Raw genomic sequence first — 16,868 nt, 5'->3', positions numbered from 1 at the left:
GTTCCTATACTTCTTTCCAGCAGAGCAGACGCCATGCGCGAAGGCAGCCTCGAAGCCCCGATCCGCCACGACCTCGACTGGCAGAATCCCTGGTTCTGGGACGAGAAGGCGCTCGAGAAGGAGATGGAGCGCGTCTTCGACATCTGTCACGGCTGCCGCCGCTGCTTCAATCTGTGCGACTCCTTCCCCCGCCTGTTCGACCTGATCGACAACGGCCCGACCGGCGAACTCGACGGCGTGAAGAAGGAAGATTATGCGCAGGTCGAGGAAGCCTGCACGCTCTGCGACATGTGCTTCATGACCAAGTGCCCCTACGTGCCGCCGCACGAATGGGCGCTGGATTTCCCGCACCTGATGCTGCGCCATCGCGCGGTGCAGGCGCGCAAGAAGGGCATGAACTTCGTCGACAAGCAGCTCGCCGACACCGATCGCAGCGGCCGCATCGGCAATTTCCTGGCCTCGGTCGTCAACTGGGCGAGCGACGAGCACAACACGACGACGCGCCACAGCATGGAGCGCTGGACCGGCATCCATCACGGCGCCCGCCTGCCGCACTATGCCGGCGAGACCTTCGAGATCCGCGCGCGCCGCGAAGGTGTCGAGCTGAACGAGGCGGCGCCGGCCTTCGGCAAGCGCAAGGCGGTGCTCTATGCGACCTGCTTCGTGAACTTCAACAACACCGACATCGGCGCCGCCGCGCGTGCCGTGCTGGCGAAGAACGGCGTCGAAACCGAGGTCGTGCACCCGGCCTGCTGCGGCATGCCGAAGCTCGAACTGGGTGATATCGAATCGGTCGCCAAGGCCGCGCATGAAGTGTCTGCGGCGCTGCTGCCGTGGGTCGACAAGGGCTATGACATCATCGCGCTGACGCCGTCCTGCGCGCTGATGCTGAAGTTCGAATGGCCGCTGATCGTCCCGAAGGATCCGGCGATCGAGCGCCTGTCGAATGCCACGTTCGACCTTTCCGAATACGTCGTCGACATTGCCAAGAAGCACGGGCTGGCGCCGGGCCTGGAACCGCTGGAAGGCGGCGTCAGCGTCCATCTCGCCTGCCATGCGCGGGCGCAGAACATGGGCGCGAAGGCGGCCGAGATGCTGCGCCTCGTTCCGCAGACGAAAGTCGCGGTGATCGAGCGTTGCAGCGGCCATGGCGGCATCTGGGGCGCCCGCACCGAGAATTTCGAGACGGCGGTGAAGGTCGGCAAGCCGGCCGCACAGGCCGCGCTCAAGAACGACACCAGCTTCGTCGCGTCGGAATGCCCGCTGGCGGCCGATCACCTGATGCAGGTAATGGAGATGACGGCGGGCGACACGGTGCCGAAGCCGTCGCGCGCCAGCCATCCCATCGAACTCTTCGCGCAGGCCTACGGGTTTGCGAGGAAAGACCCATGAGCACGCGCAAGATCGACGCTTCCGACATCATTCCACTGGCGGAATACGCCAAGCTGCGGGTCGAGCGCCGCAAGCAGATCTCGGAGATCAAGAAGAACCGCCGGCTCGAGGTCGGGCCGTTCGCGACGTTCTACTTCGAATCCTTCGACACGATGCTGCACCAGGTGCTCGAAATGCTCTTCATCGAGAAGGGCGGCGCCGAGCAGCTCCCTGACGAACTCGCCGCCTACAATCCGCTGATCCCCACGGGCAGCGAACTGGTGGCGACCGTGATGTTCGAGATCGACGATCCGCTGCGCCGTGCCCGCGTGCTCGGCATGCTGGGCGGCGTCGAGCACAAGGCCTTCATCCGGGTGGGCGGCGAGACGATCCGCGGCGTGCCGGAAGACGACCAGGAGCGCTCGCGCGACGACGGCAAGGCTTCCTCCGTGCAGTTCATCCGCTTTCCCTTCACGGCGGCTCAGGTCCAGGCGTTCAGGAGCGGCGCCGGAGATGTCGTCGTGGGGTTCGATCATGCCAACTACGGCCACATGGCGGTGATGTCGCCCACCGTGCGGCAGGCGCTCGCAGGCGATTTCGCCTGAGCGAACTTCGTCAGTAGTTCATCGGCAGGACGAGCACGACCGGATCGCCGCGCATCCCGGCCGGCACCGGTGGCAGGGGCATGGCGCGGCGGATCGCTGCCATCTCGGCATTGTCGATCAGCGGCCAGCCGCTCGAACTCTCGAGCCTGATGTCGATGAGTTCGCCCGCCCGGTTGATCGTGACGCGCGTGGCGACACGTCCATGCTGTCGGGCCGCGCGCGCGGCTGCCGGATAGTCGCGATAGGGATCGATGTGCCGGTACACGCGCGTCAGGTAGTCGTTGCGCGCGCCACCGTCGGCCATCGCCGATTCCATCGAGCTGCTCGACGGCAAGCCCAGGCTCGAGGTCTGTGGCGGGTAATCCTGCAGCCGTTGGCCGGGCGATTGGGCCATGCGTGGCGCGGTTGGCGGTCGCGGCGCTGGCCGGATGGGCCGTGGCGGCGGCGGCGTCAGGGATGGCTCCAGCGTCACCTGCGGCTTCCACGACGAGGCATCGGTCTGCCATGTGGCCTCCGCTTCGGCTTCGCTGGGCATCTCGGGCGCCATCGCAGCCGTCCCTGTCTCCGCGGGCGCTGGAAGCGGCATTGTGGTCTCGCCCGGGGCGGGTGCAGGCTCCGGCGTGGGCGCGGGCTGAAGCCGCGTCACTTCCGGTGCAGGGGATGGCGCGGCGGGGGCTGGCGCTGGCTCTGGCTCTGGTGTCCGTTCGGGGGGCGGCGTTGGCGTCGGTTCGGCGGGCGCGAGTGCGGCTTGCTGGCTGGGCTGCGGCGTGGCTTCCGGCGGCTTTGCGTCGGCGGGCACCGGCGGCGGCGACGTGGTTTCACCCTTGGGCGGCGTGCTGGCCAGCGTCTCGGTATTGCCGATCGACAGCGGCTCCGGCTCCATCGAGATCATGATCGGCGTCTCGGCATGGTCGAGCCGGCGCAAGGGCGCGGCCCACCACAGCGCCACGGCGACAAGCACATGCAGGCCGATCGCCAGGGCAAGCGCTACCGGCGACATGCGCCCGGATTGCGAGCGGATGAAACTGTCGTGCGTCACGGCGCCTAAGTTCTACGTCCCGGCGGCAGCCTCGGCCAGCCGGATCGGCGCAGGATCAGCGCTGCTGGTTGTACTTGAAGCTTACGGGCAGGAGGAACGTGTGGCGGTCGCCCGGAATGTCGGCCGGCAGCGGCGGGTAGGGGCTGGCGCGCCGGATCGTGTCCATCACGCCGGCATCGAGCGAGGGGAGTCCGCTCGATTTCTCCATGACCACGCTGAGCAGCTGTCCCTGGCGCGAGATCGTCACGCGCGTCAGCACCGTGCCTTCCTCGCGGATCGTGCTGGTGTTCTTCGGGACATAGGGAAACTGCGAGAGCCGGCGCATCACGTCCCAGAGATACTGTTCCTGCGCGCGCCGCTGGCCGTAATTGTCGGCGGGATTGCGGAAGACGGGTGAGGAGGGTTGCGCGGCGGCCTGCGACTCCGAGCCTCGCGGCGCCGGAGCCTGCGGCACGGGATTGAGCGGGGACGGCCGGGCCTGTTGCGGCTGGGGCGGCGCGTGCGGTGCCGGCGGCCGTGGGGCCGGCGGCGGCGGCGGTGGCGGCGGGCGCACGGCCTGCTGGGGTTGGGACGGCGGCGGTGCCGGAGGGGGAGCCGGCAGAGGCTTCGGGATGTCCCGCTCGGTCACGGGCGGCGGCGGCGCATCGAGCGGCGGCAGGGCCTGCTCGAGCGACGGTGGGGGCGGGGGAGGCGGCGGTTCGGGCTTGGCGAGCGCCTGCTGCTGCGGAGGCGGTGGAGGATCCGGCTGGGCGAGGGCCTGCTGCTGGGGCGGCGGCTCCTTCGGCTCCTCCTTGGCCTCCTCCTTCGCCTCTTGAGGCTTCGGTTCCTCGGGCTTGGGTTCTTCCTTGGGGCCGGCCTCCTGCACCTTGTCGGGCGTCGGCATGTCGGTCGCCCGCGGGGCCGGTTTCTCGAGGCCGGCGACATCGCGCGGATTGGGGCTGCGCTCGGCGGGAAGCGGCGGCAGGCCGAGGCGCACCGGCGGCGCCGAGGGCGGGGTGGGCGTCGGCGTGCGCGCGGCAGGCGGGGGTGGAGGCGGTGGCGGCGGCGAGGGGGCGGCCGGTTCGGGCGTGGTCTCGGCGGTCGCCTCGGACTTGGCCTCGGACTTCGCAGGCGGCACCTCCGGCGCATCCATCGAGATCTCGATGGCATCCTCGAACGGATCGACCGGACGCAGCGGCGAGATCCAGAACAGCGCCACCGCCACCGCGACGTGCAGTAGCGTCGCCAGCGCCAGGGCCGACGGCGGCATGTGCTCGAAGCGGGAATAGGTGAGACTGACGTCGTGGGTCACGTTGACCCCGTTCTACGAGGCGGCCCGGCGGTCCGCTAGTTGATCGGCTCGGATTTGTAGACGCCCCACATGCCGCTCCGTTCCACCCAGCCGCTCACGCCGGAGACCTTGACCCGGCACCAGTCGCCGGCACAGGAGCGGATTTCGCCCATGACTTCCGGCTCGAGCTTGGCCACGACGTCGGCCGACGAAGCCGGCGTCTTGTAGAGGCTGGCGGTCCTCGAGGAGATGATGAAGGAGCGCTTGCCGGTCAGCAGACTCTGGTGGACCCAGCCGCTGGCGCCCTGCCAGTCGCGGATTTTGCGCCAGTTCTCGTACTCGGCGACGATCTCGACCGGCATGGCCTTGCGCTTGAATACCCAGTCGATGGGGTAGCGCGAGCCCGGTCCGGTCCGGACATTCACCTCGTCGGAGCGCAGGGACGCGAACCGCGGGATGGGCAGGCCGGACCCTTTGCGCTGCTGGGTACTGTTCGGTTTGTCGGCGGCGAAGGCTGCTTTGCCGCCGGCCTGAGGCAGGGAAAATGCCGTCAGAGCAACGAAGAAGCCGCAAAGCAGGACCGACGATCGAATTCCCATCGCGGCCTATATACCTGAATTATTTAGATCGAGCGACAAGTACCTGAAAAGGCGCGACTTTTCGGCATGTAGATAGGCGGGGGCGTTTGCTGGACAAAACGCGCGCGGACTTGCTAATCGGGCGTAGTCCTGTCTCGAGCCAGCGCCGGTCCCATCCACATGCCGTCCAGTTCCAAGACTAAGCCGCTGGTGATCGTCACCCGGAAGCTGCCCGACGCGATCGAGACGCGTCTGATGGAGCTGTTCGACACGCGCCTCAACGCCGACGACAAGCCGATGACCGGTGTGCAGCTCGTCGAGGCCGTGAAGACGGCCGATGTGCTGGTGCCGACCGTCACCGACCGCATCGACAGCCGCGTGCTGTCGCAGGCCGGGCCGAAGCTGAAGCTGATCGCCTCGTTCGGCACCGGCGTCGACCATATCGACCTCGACACCGCCCGCCAGCGCGGCATCACCGTCACCAACACGCCGGGCGTGCTGACCGAGGACACGGCCGACATGTCGATGGCGCTGGTGCTGGCTACGGCACGCCGCATGGGCGAGGGCGAGCGGCTGGTGCGCGAACGTAAATGGACCGGCTGGAGCCCGACCTCGATGCTGGGCGGCCGGCTGCAGGGCAAGCGCATGGGCATCGTCGGCATGGGCCGCATCGGCCAGGCGCTGGCGCGTCGCGCGCGCGGCTTCGGGCTCGCCATCCACTATCACAATCGCAAGCGCGTCCATGGTGACATCGAGCGCGAGCTCGAGGCGACCTACTGGGAGAGTCTCGACCAGATGCTGGCGCGCATGGACATCGTGTCGGTCAACTGCCCGCACACGCCCGCGACCTTCCATCTCCTGTCGGCGCGCCGCCTCAAGCTGATGAAGCCGACCTCGATCCTCGTGAACACCGCGCGCGGCGAGGTGATCGACGAGAACGCGATGGTGCGCATGCTGAAGGCGGGCGAGATGGCCGGCGCCGGCCTCGACGTCTACGAGAACGAGCCGCAGGTGAACCCCAAGCTGCTCGAACTCGACCGCGTCGTGCTGCTGCCGCACATGGGCTCGGCCACGCTCGAGGGCCGCATCGAGATGGGCGAGAAGGTCCTGATCAACATCAAGACCTTCGCCGACGGCCACAAGCCGCCGGATCGCGTGCTGGCGACGATGTTTTAGGCGCGCAACGCGCGCCGGCGGGCGGCAGCGCCTTCACAGCGGCTTGGCTACAAGCCGCGAAGGCGCGGGAGCCCGCACGGTTTCGCTTGCGCACCATTGTCTTTTCTGCCCGGTGCGGGCTCTCGCGCCTGTGAAGGCGCTGCCGCCCGCCAGCGCGTGTGAACGCGCTAAAGATCCCCCTCCACCATGTCCCGCGCGCGATTGTCGATCAGCACGTCGCGTGTCGCGCGGCCGACCTGGGCGCCGATCAGAATGGTGAGCGATGTCCAGTACATCCAGACCATGATGGCCGCGAAGCCCGCCGTGGCGCCGAACGCCGAAGTGAGCTGCGTCACCTCGAAATAGAACACCAGCGCGCGGTTGCCGGCCGCGAACAGCAGCGCGTTTACCGCGCCGCCGATCAGCGCGTAGCGCCACGGCACGCCGCCCGCCGGCAGCCACTTGTAGATCAGGGTGAAGAAGCCCGAGAGCAGGCCGTAATGCACCGAGGTCGAGATCGCCGGGCCGATCCAGACGCCGAGCACGGGAAAGGCTTCGAGCACGCCGGCATAGGCCGAGACCAGGACGCTCGCCAGGATGACGGCGATCAGCAGCACGCCCAGCACGATCATCAGCAGGATGGCGAGCAGCCGCGACTTCAGGCTGGCCAGCACCGGATGCACGGTGGGGCTCTTGTGGTCACGCCAGATCGCATCGATGCCGTCGTCCAGCTCCACGAAGACGCGCGTGCCCGTGTAGAGCAGCACGGCCGCACCGGCGATGGCGGCGAGGCCGCCGCCGCGGAACAGATCCTCCGAGGCGAAGCGGCGGATGGTGCGCAACTGGTCCTGCGCCACCAGGGTGCCCAGCGCGTCGAAGATCGCTTCCTGCGCCATCATCCGGCCGACGAACGGCTCGGCGATGGCGATGGTGAAGATCATGATCGGGCCCAGCGCGAACATCGTGTAGAACGCCATCGCCGCGGCCGAGGTCGAGAGCCGGTTCGCGAAGTAGCCGTAGCCGGCCTCGTAGGCGATACGCCAGAGCATGTTGATCGTGTTCAACGCAGGTGAGCGATGGCGCATTCCCTCAGTATTGCTTGAGGCCGAGGCCGGCGATGGCGAGCAGGATCGAGGCGGTGCCCAGCGTTCCCGCCGACGCCATCGTTCCCACCATGCGGCCCTTCGGGATCATGCCCAACATGCCGCCGGCATGCAGGACGCGCGCGACCAGCAGCACCACCGACAGAATTGCGACCGTGCGGAAGCCGTAGAAGTCGCTCGCCATGTAGATCATCAGCAGGCTGAGCGGCGCGAACTCCATCAGGTTGCCGTGCGCCCGCACCGCCGCCTGCATCTCGGCATCGCCGCCGTCGCCCAGCGCGATCCGCTTGCGCCCGCGCATCAGGCCGACATGGACGGTCAGGGCGACCGCCAGGAGGCCGAGCAGCCCGGCGCAGACGAAAAACACGGGCACTGGCGACCTCCCTTTGGCCTCTCGATTCGGCGGCATTCTATGATCATATTGGCCGGAGACCAGCGGGCGATGGCAAGAGGAGCCGGACCATGTGGCGAATTCTGCGCAAGAAGACCGAGATGCCGACCGCCGATCGCGCCCTGCCGGGCCGCCCGTCGCCGGACTTCGAGATCCCCGTGATGCACTACGTCAACGGCAACCGCATCCAGCCGCCGTTTCCCGAAGGCCTCGAGCAGGCGATGTTCGGCCTGGGCTGCTTCTGGGGCGCCGAGCGCGTGTTCTGGGAGGCGCCGGGCGTCTACGCGACGGCCGTCGGCTATGCCGCGGGCCTCACACCCCACCCGACCTATGAGGAGGTCTGCTCGGGCTACACCGGTCACAACGAGGTGGTGACGGTGTGGTTCGACCCGAAGAAGGTCTCGTACGAGGCGCTGCTGCGCCTGTTCTGGGAGAGCCACGATCCGACGCAGGGCATGCGCCAGGGCAACGATGTCGGCACGCAGTATCGCTCGGGCATCTACACCTTCTCAGGAGCACAGAAGGCGGAGGCCCTGGCCTCGCGCGCGGTCTTCCAGAAGGAGCTCGCGAAGAAGGGCTACGGCACGATCACGACCGAGATCGTCGAGGCCCCGACCTTCTTCTACGCCGAGGACTATCACCAGCAGTATCTCGCCAAGAACCCCGGCGGCTATTGCGGCCTGGGCGGCACCGGCGTGTCGTGTCCGATCGGGCTGGGCGTGGCGGCGGAGTAAGGCGCTTACAGAGCCACATCTCTTAACTCCTCTCCGCCACGAAGTGGGGGAGAGGAAGGGGCCCATTGCGAAGCAATGGGAAGGAGAGGTGGTGCTCGATACGGACTCGGCTAAGCGATGGAGGGACACCTCTCCCTCCCCGCGCTCTGCGCGGGTCCCCTCCCTCTCCCCACGCTGGCGCGCGCGGAGAGGGCACTTCAACGCGGGATGGCTAGACCGGCAACGCCTTGTTCTCGTAGCCGAATTCCTTGTCCAGCGCTGCTATCTGGCGGCGGAAGTCGATCCGCAGCGCCGCCTTGTCGCTCTCGTCGAGCCACGAGCCTTCGACCGAGTTCAGGCTGAACGTGCGGGCCTTGTCGGGGCCCCAGCCGATCGTCTCGAACAGGGTCATGAAGCCGTGGCCGAGATTGGTCCCGAACATCGCCGGATCGTCGGTGTTGATCGTGACGTTCAATCCGGCCTCGACCATGCGCCGGATGCGCTGCGGCCGGTGCGGTCGATTGTGTAGAAGGCTGGTCCAGGCGCAGGGGGTGAAATAGAGCCCGTCCTTGCGCGCCTCGCTCAACACGAACTCCGACGCCAGCATGTTGTAGCCGTGGTCGATGCGGTCGCAGCGCAGCACGTCGCGGCAGATCAGGTAGTTGGTCGGCGGCGCTTCCAGCGGCGTCAGATAATCCTCGCAGCAATGCGCCGTGCAGCGCAGCCCGCCCTTGCGGGCCAGCGCATAGGCCTCGGCGAAGGTCGCGGGCGGGCCGACGCTTTCGTTGCCGTCCAGCCCGATGCCGATCACCAGCTCATGACGATGGGCGAGCGCGGTCTCGACGATCTCGACGGCCTGGGCCGGCGAGTTGATCGAGCGGTCGATACAGCAGATCAGCCGGGCCGAGATGCCGAAGTCGCGGGCCACGCGCTCGACGCCGTCGGCCATGCCGCTCACCATCGACGGATAGTCGATGCCGTTGGGATAGAAGTAGTCGGGATTGAAGAAGAACTCGACGTGCCGCAGGTTGCCGTCGCGCCTGGCATCCTCGCAATATTCGTAGACCGCGCGGCTGAAATCCTCGGGCGTGCGCAGCACCAGGGCGGCGAGACGCAGGATCTCGAGGAAGCCGTCGAAGTTGGGCCACTGATAGAGCTGCTCCGCCGGCCGCGGCAGCGGCAGGCCGTACTTCTTCGCGAGCTCCGCCACGGTCGTCGCCCGCAAGGTGCCGGCGAGATGGCAGTGCAGCTCAGCCTTGGGAATGCGTCGCAGGTAATCGTCGGCAACCGCTTTCGCCATGATGGCGATCCTCACTTCTTCTCGATGTTGTAGAGCAGCATGACCGGCGACTTCAGCACGCCGTCGAGATTGTTGCGCCAGGCCGACGGCGTCGTGAACTGCGCCAGCGGCAGGTACAGCACCTGCTCGTAGGCGCGGGCCTGGATCTCGTTGGCGATGGTCTTCCGCGTGGCCTCGCCCGGCGCCGTGGCGAAGCGCAGCCGCAGCTCCTCGGTCCTGGCGTCGGTCGGCCAGCCCCACGCCGAAGCCGGCGGACCCGACGCCACCAGGAACGGATTGCTGAGCGGATTGCCCTGGTCGGGCACGGAGTTCGTCGTGTGGGCGAGGTTCCAGCCGCCCTTGTCGACGGGTCCGGTGTTGAGGCGGCGCGTGGCGAAGGTCTGGAAGTCCATCGACACCATGTCGACCTTGAAGCCGAGATCGACCAGGATCTGGCGCGTGACGTTACCCAGCGCCGCGATGCCCGGCGCGTTGGCGACGTGCAGCATCACCAGCGGCTTCGACATGTCGACGTTGGCTTCCTTCAGCATCGCCTTGGCGGCAGCCATGTCGAAGGAGGGGATGCCGTCCTTGCTCTCGTAGGGCATGCCGCAGCCGAAGATCGCGGCACAGTCGGTGGCGAATTTGGGATCGCCCGCGACGACGGCGGCGTACATCGACCGGTCGACGGCGCGGGCGATGGCTTGCCGCACCTTGATGTTGTCGAACGGTGGCTGCAGGTGGTTCATGCGCATGATGGCCTGGAAGCCGAACTTGCTCACGACCTCGGCCTTGGCGCCGGACTTCGCGTCGAACAGCGGCAGCAGGTCGGCCGGCACGCGTTCGAGATAGTCGACCTCGCCCCGGGTCAGCGCACTCACCTGCGTCTGCGCATCCGGCATGCCCAGCATCTCGACGCGATCCATCTTCGCGATCTTGGCGCCCGACGCCCAGTTGGGCGGCTCGCTGCGCGGCTTGTAGTCGGCGAACTTGTCGAGGACGATCTTGACCCCGGGCTCATGCAGGTCGGCGCGGAACCTGTAGGGGCCGGAACCGACGATCTCCTTCACCTGCTCGCTGCCAGGGGTCTTGGCGATACGCTCCGGCATCATGAAGGGCACGGGCGCGCCGATCTTGGCCAGGCTGTCGAGCACCAGCCCGTAGGGCTCCTTCAGCACCAGCTTGATCGTGCCGGCGTCGGAGGCTTCGAGCGAGGCCATGAACTTCAGCAGCGTCTGGCCCATGCTGTCGCGCGACGCCCAGCGCAGGATCGAGGCGACGCAGTCGGCGGCCGTCACCGGCTGGCCATCGTGCCATTTCAGGCCGGGCCGCAGCACGAACGAGTAGGTGAGCCTGTCGTTGCTGATCGTGTAGCTCTCGACCATCTGCGGCTTGGGCTCGAACTTGTCGTCGACCGCGAACAGCGTGTCGTAGATCAGGTAGCCCAGGTCGCGCGTCGTGAAGGAGGTGGTGAAATGCGGGTCGAGCACGCGGCTCAGCGTCTCCGGCGCCACTTTGAGAGTCGATTGCGCCTGGACCGTTGCCGGCCCCAGCAGTGAAGCGGCGACCAGCGCGGCCACCGACCATGAACGACGAATCTTCATCTCACTCCCCCTTCGAACGCCCGGCCAACCGGCGGACGACAGCCAGCAAGCCGCATGCCACGCTAGCGATGGATCGCAGCGTCGAGTGCGGCCACGAACCGGTCAAGCTCGGCCTCGGTGTTGTAGACGTGTACCGAGGCGCGCATCACGTCGCGCAGGCCGCGGCCCTTGAGATCGAGGCGTGACGAGAACTGCGTGGAGACCGACACGTTGATGCGCTGCTCGCGCAAGGTCTGCTTCAGCGCGGGGTGCTCCATGCCCTCGACGGCAAAGGTCACGATCGCGCCCTTGGTGACGCCGAGGTCGGTGAGCGTCACGCCCTTCAGCTTCGCGAGGCGGTCGCGCAGCCCGTCGGCCAGTTCGCGCAGGCGCCCCCAGATCGCCGGCATGCCGAGCTCGTTGGCCTGGTCGGCCGCGACCTTGAGGCCGATGACGCCCGCGAAGTAGCGCTCCCAGTTCTCGAAGCGCCTGGCGTCGCCGATCACCGTGTATTCGTTGTCGCCCGTCCAGCGCGCGGCGTGGTTGTCGAGGAAGATCGGTTCGATCTGCGAGGTGCTGCGCGTGCGGGCATAGAGAAAGCCCGTGCCGCGCGGGCCGCGCATGTACTTGCGGCCCGTCGCCGAGAGGAAGTCGCAGCCGATCTTCTTCACGTCGATCGGCATCATGCCGACCGACTGGCAGGCATCGAGCAGGTAGAGGATGCCGGCATCGTTCACGATCTTGCCGACCGCCTCGGCCGGCTGCACGAGGCCACCCTGGGTCGGGATGTGCGAGATCGAGACCAGCTTGGTGCGCTTGTCGATGGCACGTTCCAGGGCAGCGAGGTCGATCTGGCCGTGCCTGTCGTCGGGCACGACCACGATCTCGGCGCCGGTCTTCTTCGCCATCTGCAGGTAGGAGATGTAGTTCGACGAATACTCGCTGACGCAGGTCAGGATGCGGTCGCCCGGCTTGAAGTCGAGCGAGTAGAAGGCGAGGTCCCAGCCGCGGGTGGCGTTCTCGACATAGGCGATCTCGTCGGCCTCCGCGCCGATCAGCTTCGCGATCGACGGATAGAAGCCGTCGAGCACCGGGCGCGCCCGGTCGGCCGCCTCGTAGCCGCCGATCTCGGCCTCCAGCTTCAGGTGATCGAGCGTGGCGTCGAGGGTGCGACGGCTGGGCAGCGACGAGCCGGCGGCGTTGAGATGCAGCACATGGGCGCAGCCCGGCGTCTCGGCGCGGATGCGGTCTACGTCGAGTTTCTGGGCAGCGGGGGCCATCTCAGAACTTCCCCTGTTCCTTCAGCACTTCCTCGGCGACGCGCAGCGAGTCGAGGGCGGCGGGGAAGCCGCAATAGGCGATGGCATGGGTGAAGATCTCGCGCAGCTCGATCTTGGTGCAGCCGTTGTTCAGAGCGCCCACGAGATGGATTCTGAGTTCGTGCGGGCGATTGAGGGCGCAGAGCATGGCGATGGTGATCATGCTGCGCTGCTTGCGGTCGAGTCCGTCGCGCGTCCACAGCGAGGCGTAGGCGAACTCCTCGGAGAAGGCACGGCAGGGCCCCCAGAAATCGTTGTTGGTCGCGTCGCGCTTGGCGAGATAGGATTCGCCCATCACCTCGGCGAGGACTTTCCGCCCCGCATCGCTGAGCGTCTTGTGAGCCTGCTCTTCGGACATGCCGTCTTCCTCCTGGTTCAGCCGTTTCCTGCCTAAAGCGACGCCGGAGCCCGAGCAACTCACCATTGCTCATGCCGGCGATACGCTGCCCGTCACCTTCGTGCGCAATGCGCGGGCGCGGCGCGCCTCGCTGCGCGTCGATCCGGCCAACCGCCGCATCGTGCTGACGGCGCCGCTGCGCATGGCGCGCGGCACGGCGGTGGGGTTCGCCGAGGCCCAGGCCGGCTGGATCGCCGCGCGGCTCGACCGCCTGCCGCAGCGGCGGCCCTTCGTCGACGGTGCCGAGATCCCGTTGTTCGGTGTGCCGCATCGCGTGCGTCACCATCCCGGCGCCCGCGGCACGGTGTGGCGCGAGGGCGGCGAGATCCATGTCGCGGGCCGGCCCGAACACCTGCCCCGTCGCGTGAAGGACTGGCTGGTCGCCGAACTGAAGAAGGAGCTGGTGCCGCGGGTCCAGGCCAAGGCCGCGCGCGCCGAACGGCCGGTGAAGCGCATCACCGTGCGCGACACGCGCTCGCGCTGGGGAAGCTGCGGCCCCGATGGCGCGATGTCCTTCTCGTGGCGGCTGGTCTTCGCGCCACCGGACGTGCTCGACTATCTGGTGGCGCACGAGGCCGCGCACCTCGTCCATCTGAATCACGGCCCGCGCTTCTGGGCCCTGGCGCGTACGCTCTGCGACGGGCCGATCGAAGGGCCTCAGGCGTGGCTGAAGAAGAACGGCGAGACCCTGCTGCAGTACGGGGTCTGACCGGTGGCTGATCCCTTCAGGGGGCGGTACACTTCGCCGACGGGGCAAGGAAGGTCGGCAGTCCGCACGTGTTGAGATCTCTACTCGCGGTCGGCCGCACCTTCGCCGCCCATCCGATGACCCGCGACGGCCAGCTCGGCGCCTGGGCCCGGTTCGCGGCCTGGCATCTCCGGAGCCGGCTTCGGCCTGAGGTCGTGATGCCCTGGATCGGCGGCCAGCGCCTGATCGTGCGCCGCGGCATGACCGGCGCGACCGGCAATCTCTATTTCGGCCTGCACGAATTCATGAGCATGGGCCTCGTCCTGCATTTCCTGCGGGAAGGCGATCTCTTCCTCGATGCCGGCGCCAATGTCGGCACCTACACGGTGCTGGCCTCCGGCGTCTGCCGCGCGAAGACCCTCGCGGTCGAGGCCGATGCCGGCACCGCCCGCGATCTCGCGCGCAATGTCGAGGTCAATGGCCTGCGGGCGCTGGTGACGATCCACGAGCTGGCGCTGGGCCCCAGCGACGGCAAGGTGATGTTCACCACCGGGCTCGGCGCCATGAACCAGGTCGTGTCCAAGCATCGTGAGGGCATACGCATCGTCCCGCAGAAGACGCTCGACCACGTGGTGGGCGACGCGGAGCCGGCGCTGCTGAAGCTCGACGTCGAGAAGTACGAGGACCAGGTGCTTCAGGGATCGATCGAGGTGCTGAAGAAACCCAGCCTCAAGGTCGTGGCCCTCGAAGCCACGTCGGACTGGTCGACGAAGTTGTTCGCCGACCTGGGATTCGAGCGCGCCTTCTACGATCCCTTCACCCGCATCCTGCAGCGCGAGCCGAACGAGCTCGCCTTCGCCGACGGCAAGTGGACCCGCTCCAACGAGTTCTTCGTGCGCGACTGGGCCTTCGTCGAGGACCGGTTGAAGAGCGCGAAGCCGGTCACGGTGCTGGGCAAGTCTCTCTAAGCGAAAGGTCCCTCGCTGCGCTCGGGATGACAGTGGGTGGTGTAACCAACATCTCTTGTCATCCCGAGCGCAGCGAGGGACCTTTGCCTTACTCCGTCACGTGCCCCTCGTATTGCGGCAGGTCGTCGGTGATGGTGAACCACGGCGCCTTCGAGCCGACGAAGATATGGGCGCTGGGCCGGATCGTCGGCGGATCGATCAAGGTGCCCAGGGTGACGTGAACCCAGGCGGCATCGCGCACCAGCGAATAGAGCATTGAGCCGCAGCGGGCGCAGTGCGCGTCGTGATTTTCCTTGGAGCCGTAAAGCATTAGCCGATCGGCGCCTTGCGTTACGGTCAATGCAGAGCGTTTGATGCCGGCGAACGGCTTGAATGCCGAACCTGTCGCGCGCCGGCAGTTCGAGCAATGGCAGTTCAGCGCATAGGTGAAGGCATCCTTCACCTCGTACTGCACGGCGCCGCACAGGCACTTTCCATGCAGCGTCGCTGGTTCGGTCATCCGAAGCGGCCGGGATCGCAGGCCTGCAGCGCACCCGGCAATTGCTCGCCCTCCATCAGGCGTGCGATCAGGCGGCCCGTCACGGTGGCGAGCGTCAGGCCGAGATGCTGGTGGCCGTAGCCGCAATAGACATTGGCAAGGCGCGGCGCGCGGCCGATGGCGGGGCGATAATCGGGAAGCGTGGGACGCTCGCCGATCCAGCGGCTCTGCTCGATGCCGCCGACATCGGGGAAGATGTCCTTGAGATGTTTCTTCAGGAGATCGGCGCGATGCCACGACGGCGGCTGGTGCGGGGCGGCCAGCTCGACCGTGCCGGCGATGCGAAGTCCTTCCTGCATCGGCGTGAAGAAGAGGCCGCGGTCGGGCGGGCTGACTGGCAGATCGAACTGCACATTGTCCGACGCCATCATCACATGATAGCCGCGCTCGGCGACCAGGGGCGCATTGAAGCCCAGCAGGCGCGTCAGCTCGCCCGAGGCGCGGCCGGCCGAGATCATCACCGCGCTGGCCGGCAAGTCGGAATCGGTGAGCTGCACCGCGGTCACGCGGTTGCCGTCGCGGCGGAAGCCGCGCACACGGCCGCGCACGACGGTGCCGCCCTCGGCGGTGAAGCGTTCGACCAGCGTTGCCACGACCTTGTGCGGATTGATCGTGTGCGTGCCGGTCGGATAGTGGATGCCGCGCACGATGGTGCGGCTGAGGCCGGGCGCCAGCTCGCGCGCGCGGTTGCCGTCGACGATCTCGAACTCGGTGCCCTTGCCCGACTGCAGGCCGCGCATCTCGTCGGTGCCCTGGAACGAGGCCTCGCTCTCGTAGACGTAGAGCGCGCCGCGCGTGCGGAACAGTTCGCCGAGGCCCGAGGCCTGGATCTCGGCCTTCCAGGCGATGTCGGCCTCGAGCATCAGCGGCTTGAACATCGCCTTGCCCTTCTCGACCTCGGCCGGGCTGAGCGAGGCCAGCGCGAAACGCGCCATCCACGGCAGCAGCCACGGCAGGCTGGGCGGATGCACCGTCAACGGACCGTTCCGGTCCATCAGCATCTGCGGCACCTTCTTCAGGGTGGCCGGGCGGGCCAGCGGGATCAGGCTGTCGACCGACAGGAAGCCCGCATTGCCGAAGGAGGTCGCGTTGCCGGGCTCGGCGCTGTCGAGCAGGGTGACGGTGTGGCCGGCGCGTTGCAGGGCGCGGGCGGTGGCGGCGCCCACGATTCCGGCGCCAATGACGATGACGGGTTCGCTGGTGACTGATTCGCTCATGAGGTGACGTTAGCACGGCGCCTGCGCGAGCCCGAGGCGGCGATTGATTTGTCGCTGTGAATGCCTATTTAGGGGCCCATGTCCTCCGCACAATCAGACAGCTCCTCCGGTCCCGGCTGGCATGCCACGACCATCCTCTCGGTCCGCAAGGACGGCCAGGTCGTCATGGCCGGCGACGGCCAGGTCTCGATGGGCCAGACCATCGTCAAGGGCAACGCCAAGAAGGTGCGCCGGATCGGCAACGGCCAGATCATCGCGGGCTTCGCGGGCGCCACGGCCGATGCCTTCACCCTGTTCGAGCGGCTCGAGGCCAAGCTGGAGCGCCATCCCGGCCAGCTCCTGCGCGCCGCGATCGAGCTCGCCAAGGACTGGCGCACCGACCGCTACCTGCGCAAGCTCGAGGCGTTGATGGCGGTGGCCGACAAGGACGTGTCGCTGCTCCTGTCGGGAACGGGCGACGTGCTGGAACCCGAGGGCGGCATCATCGCCATCGGCTCGGGCGGCAACTACGCGCTCTCCGCCGCGCGGGCGCTGATCGACGTGGACGGGCTCGATGCCGAGGCGATCGCCCGCAAGTCGATGAAGATCGCCGCCGACATTTGCGTCTACACCAACCACAACATCGTCGTAGAGAAGCTCTAAGATCCCATGAGC

At 67.5% G+C, this 16,868-nt stretch carries 18 protein-coding genes; 7 read left to right on the top strand and 11 right to left on the bottom strand.

Translation table 11 applies throughout. The annotated features are described in order from the left end of the window. The first annotated feature begins 33 nt into the window (after positions 1 to 33). Positions 34 to 1,392 (top strand): heterodisulfide reductase-related iron-sulfur binding cluster, encoded by a 1,359-nt coding sequence (locus AC1ROX_RS03475; protein WP_493122399.1) that lies wholly within the window; start codon positions 34 to 36, stop codon positions 1,390 to 1,392. Then, positions 1,389 to 1,976 (top strand): DUF3501 family protein, encoded by a 588-nt coding sequence (locus AC1ROX_RS03470; RefSeq protein WP_493122397.1) that lies wholly within the window; start codon positions 1,389 to 1,391, stop codon positions 1,974 to 1,976. Before AC1ROX_RS03475 ends, AC1ROX_RS03470 begins: the two co-directional genes overlap by 4 nt. Positions 1,977 to 1,986: 10 nt before the next feature. On the opposite strand, the gene AC1ROX_RS03465 is transcribed toward AC1ROX_RS03470, so the two are convergent. Genes AC1ROX_RS03465 through AC1ROX_RS03455 form a run of 3 tightly spaced genes read right to left on the bottom strand, consistent with a single transcriptional unit; the run spans position 1,987 to position 4,884 of the window. Further along, positions 1,987 to 3,015, bottom strand: a complete 1,029-nt coding sequence (locus AC1ROX_RS03465; RefSeq protein ID WP_493122395.1) for an energy transducer TonB — start codon at positions 3,013 to 3,015, stop codon at positions 1,987 to 1,989. A 55-nt stretch (positions 3,016 to 3,070) separates the two neighbouring features. Continuing rightward, on the bottom strand, positions 3,071 to 4,306 hold the full coding sequence (locus tag AC1ROX_RS03460) for an energy transducer TonB family protein (protein ID WP_493122393.1): 1,236 nt from the start codon (positions 4,304 to 4,306) through the stop codon (positions 3,071 to 3,073). A 35-nt stretch (positions 4,307 to 4,341) separates the two neighbouring features. Next, complete coding sequence (locus AC1ROX_RS03455) at positions 4,342 to 4,884, bottom strand: SH3 domain-containing protein (protein ID WP_493122391.1); 543 nt, start codon at positions 4,882 to 4,884, stop codon at positions 4,342 to 4,344. 159 nt (positions 4,885 to 5,043) lie between these two features. Between AC1ROX_RS03455 and AC1ROX_RS03450 the strand changes: the two genes are divergently transcribed. Then, positions 5,044 to 6,039: a 2-hydroxyacid dehydrogenase gene (locus tag AC1ROX_RS03450; protein WP_493122389.1), complete on the top strand. Its 996-nt coding sequence runs from the start codon at positions 5,044 to 5,046 to the stop codon at positions 6,037 to 6,039. Positions 6,040 to 6,206: 167 nt separating this feature from the next. Here AC1ROX_RS03450 and AC1ROX_RS03445 read toward each other — a convergent pair whose 3' ends face one another. Then, positions 6,207 to 7,067, bottom strand: coding sequence for a YihY/virulence factor BrkB family protein (locus AC1ROX_RS03445; RefSeq protein WP_493122387.1), 861 nt, complete (start codon positions 7,065 to 7,067; stop codon positions 6,207 to 6,209). 40 nt (positions 7,068 to 7,107) lie between these two features. After that, positions 7,108 to 7,494 carry an MAPEG family protein gene (locus AC1ROX_RS03440; RefSeq protein WP_493122385.1) on the bottom strand — a complete coding sequence of 129 codons (387 nt, stop codon included), beginning with the start codon at positions 7,492 to 7,494 and terminating at the stop codon, positions 7,108 to 7,110. An 89-nt stretch (positions 7,495 to 7,583) separates the two neighbouring features. On the opposite strand from AC1ROX_RS03440, the gene msrA reads away from it, so the two are divergent. Beyond that, entirely contained in the window at positions 7,584 to 8,246 is a 663-nt protein-coding gene (msrA, locus tag AC1ROX_RS03435) for a peptide-methionine (S)-S-oxide reductase MsrA (protein ID WP_493122383.1), read from the top strand. A 211-nt stretch (positions 8,247 to 8,457) separates the two neighbouring features. Here msrA and add read toward each other — a convergent pair whose 3' ends face one another. The 4 genes from add to AC1ROX_RS03415 all read right to left on the bottom strand — a co-directional run bounded on the left by add (position 8,458) and on the right by AC1ROX_RS03415 (position 12,764). Further along, positions 8,458 to 9,525 (bottom strand): adenosine deaminase, encoded by a 1,068-nt coding sequence (add, locus tag AC1ROX_RS03430; RefSeq protein WP_493122381.1) that lies wholly within the window; start codon positions 9,523 to 9,525, stop codon positions 8,458 to 8,460. 11 nt (positions 9,526 to 9,536) lie between these two features. Next, complete coding sequence (locus AC1ROX_RS03425) at positions 9,537 to 11,108, bottom strand: ABC transporter substrate-binding protein (RefSeq protein WP_493122379.1); 1,572 nt, start codon at positions 11,106 to 11,108, stop codon at positions 9,537 to 9,539. A gap of 62 nt (positions 11,109 to 11,170) precedes the next feature. Beyond that, positions 11,171 to 12,367 (bottom strand): aminotransferase class V-fold PLP-dependent enzyme, encoded by a 1,197-nt coding sequence (locus AC1ROX_RS03420; protein ID WP_493122377.1) that lies wholly within the window; start codon positions 12,365 to 12,367, stop codon positions 11,171 to 11,173. Position 12,368: 1 nt separating this feature from the next. Beyond that, on the bottom strand, positions 12,369 to 12,764 hold the full coding sequence (locus AC1ROX_RS03415) for a carboxymuconolactone decarboxylase family protein (protein WP_493122375.1): 396 nt from the start codon (positions 12,762 to 12,764) through the stop codon (positions 12,369 to 12,371). Between AC1ROX_RS03415 and AC1ROX_RS03410 the strand changes: the two genes are divergently transcribed. Then, positions 12,763 to 13,512, top strand: coding sequence for a M48 family metallopeptidase (locus AC1ROX_RS03410; protein WP_493122373.1), 750 nt, complete (start codon positions 12,763 to 12,765; stop codon positions 13,510 to 13,512). The two genes, AC1ROX_RS03415 and AC1ROX_RS03410, sit on opposite strands and share 2 nt — an antisense overlap. 68 nt (positions 13,513 to 13,580) lie before the next feature. After that, positions 13,581 to 14,459, top strand: a complete 879-nt coding sequence (locus AC1ROX_RS03405) for an FkbM family methyltransferase (protein WP_493122372.1) — start codon at positions 13,581 to 13,583, stop codon at positions 14,457 to 14,459. Between the two features lie 88 nt (positions 14,460 to 14,547). Here the strand turns inward: AC1ROX_RS03405 and AC1ROX_RS03400 are convergent, their stop codons facing one another. Together AC1ROX_RS03400 and AC1ROX_RS03395 are read right to left on the bottom strand one after the other, a co-directional pair. After that, complete coding sequence (locus tag AC1ROX_RS03400) at positions 14,548 to 14,958, bottom strand: GFA family protein (protein ID WP_493122370.1); 411 nt, start codon at positions 14,956 to 14,958, stop codon at positions 14,548 to 14,550. Then, on the bottom strand, positions 14,955 to 16,214 hold the full coding sequence (locus tag AC1ROX_RS03395; protein ID WP_493122368.1) for an NAD(P)/FAD-dependent oxidoreductase: 1,260 nt from the start codon (positions 16,212 to 16,214) through the stop codon (positions 14,955 to 14,957). Before AC1ROX_RS03395 ends, AC1ROX_RS03400 begins: the two co-directional genes overlap by 4 nt. Positions 16,215 to 16,292: 78 nt before the next feature. Between AC1ROX_RS03395 and hslV the strand changes: the two genes are divergently transcribed. Beyond that, on the top strand, positions 16,293 to 16,856 hold the full coding sequence (gene hslV / locus AC1ROX_RS03390; protein ID WP_493122366.1) for an ATP-dependent protease subunit HslV: 564 nt from the start codon (positions 16,293 to 16,295) through the stop codon (positions 16,854 to 16,856). Positions 16,857 to 16,868 lie beyond the last annotated feature (12 nt).

The organism is Reyranella sp. GW821-FHT14A01 (assembly GCF_058803965.1).
The sequence above is the reverse complement of the archived record's forward strand: the minus strand, read 5'-3'. Positions and strand labels throughout refer to the sequence as shown.

Excerpts from the sequence above, each read along its gene's own strand:
- AC1ROX_RS03475 (WP_493122399.1), top strand. The coding sequence starts at position 34 with ATGCGCGAAGGCAGCCTCGAAGCCCCGATCCGCCACGACCTCGACTGG.
- AC1ROX_RS03470 (WP_493122397.1), top strand. The coding sequence starts at position 1,389 with ATGAGCACGCGCAAGATCGACGCTTCCGACATCATTCCACTGGCGGAA.
- AC1ROX_RS03455 (WP_493122391.1), bottom strand. The coding sequence starts at position 4,884 with ATGGGAATTCGATCGTCGGTCCTGCTTTGCGGCTTCTTCGTTGCTCTG.
- AC1ROX_RS03450 (WP_493122389.1), top strand. The coding sequence starts at position 5,044 with ATGCCGTCCAGTTCCAAGACTAAGCCGCTGGTGATCGTCACCCGGAAG.
- AC1ROX_RS03445 (WP_493122387.1), bottom strand. The coding sequence starts at position 7,067 with ATGCTCTGGCGTATCGCCTACGAGGCCGGCTACGGCTACTTCGCGAAC.
- msrA (WP_493122383.1), top strand. The coding sequence starts at position 7,584 with ATGTGGCGAATTCTGCGCAAGAAGACCGAGATGCCGACCGCCGATCGC.
- add (WP_493122381.1), bottom strand. The coding sequence starts at position 9,525 with ATGGCGAAAGCGGTTGCCGACGATTACCTGCGACGCATTCCCAAGGCT.
- AC1ROX_RS03425 (WP_493122379.1), bottom strand. The coding sequence starts at position 11,108 with ATGAAGATTCGTCGTTCATGGTCGGTGGCCGCGCTGGTCGCCGCTTCA.
- AC1ROX_RS03420 (WP_493122377.1), bottom strand. The coding sequence starts at position 12,367 with ATGGCCCCCGCTGCCCAGAAACTCGACGTAGACCGCATCCGCGCCGAG.
- AC1ROX_RS03410 (WP_493122373.1), top strand. The coding sequence starts at position 12,763 with ATGCCGTCTTCCTCCTGGTTCAGCCGTTTCCTGCCTAAAGCGACGCCG.
- AC1ROX_RS03415 (WP_493122375.1), bottom strand. The coding sequence starts at position 12,764 with ATGTCCGAAGAGCAGGCTCACAAGACGCTCAGCGATGCGGGGCGGAAA.
- AC1ROX_RS03400 (WP_493122370.1), bottom strand. The coding sequence starts at position 14,958 with ATGACCGAACCAGCGACGCTGCATGGAAAGTGCCTGTGCGGCGCCGTG.
- AC1ROX_RS03395 (WP_493122368.1), bottom strand. The coding sequence starts at position 16,214 with ATGAGCGAATCAGTCACCAGCGAACCCGTCATCGTCATTGGCGCCGGA.
- hslV (WP_493122366.1), top strand. The coding sequence starts at position 16,293 with ATGTCCTCCGCACAATCAGACAGCTCCTCCGGTCCCGGCTGGCATGCC.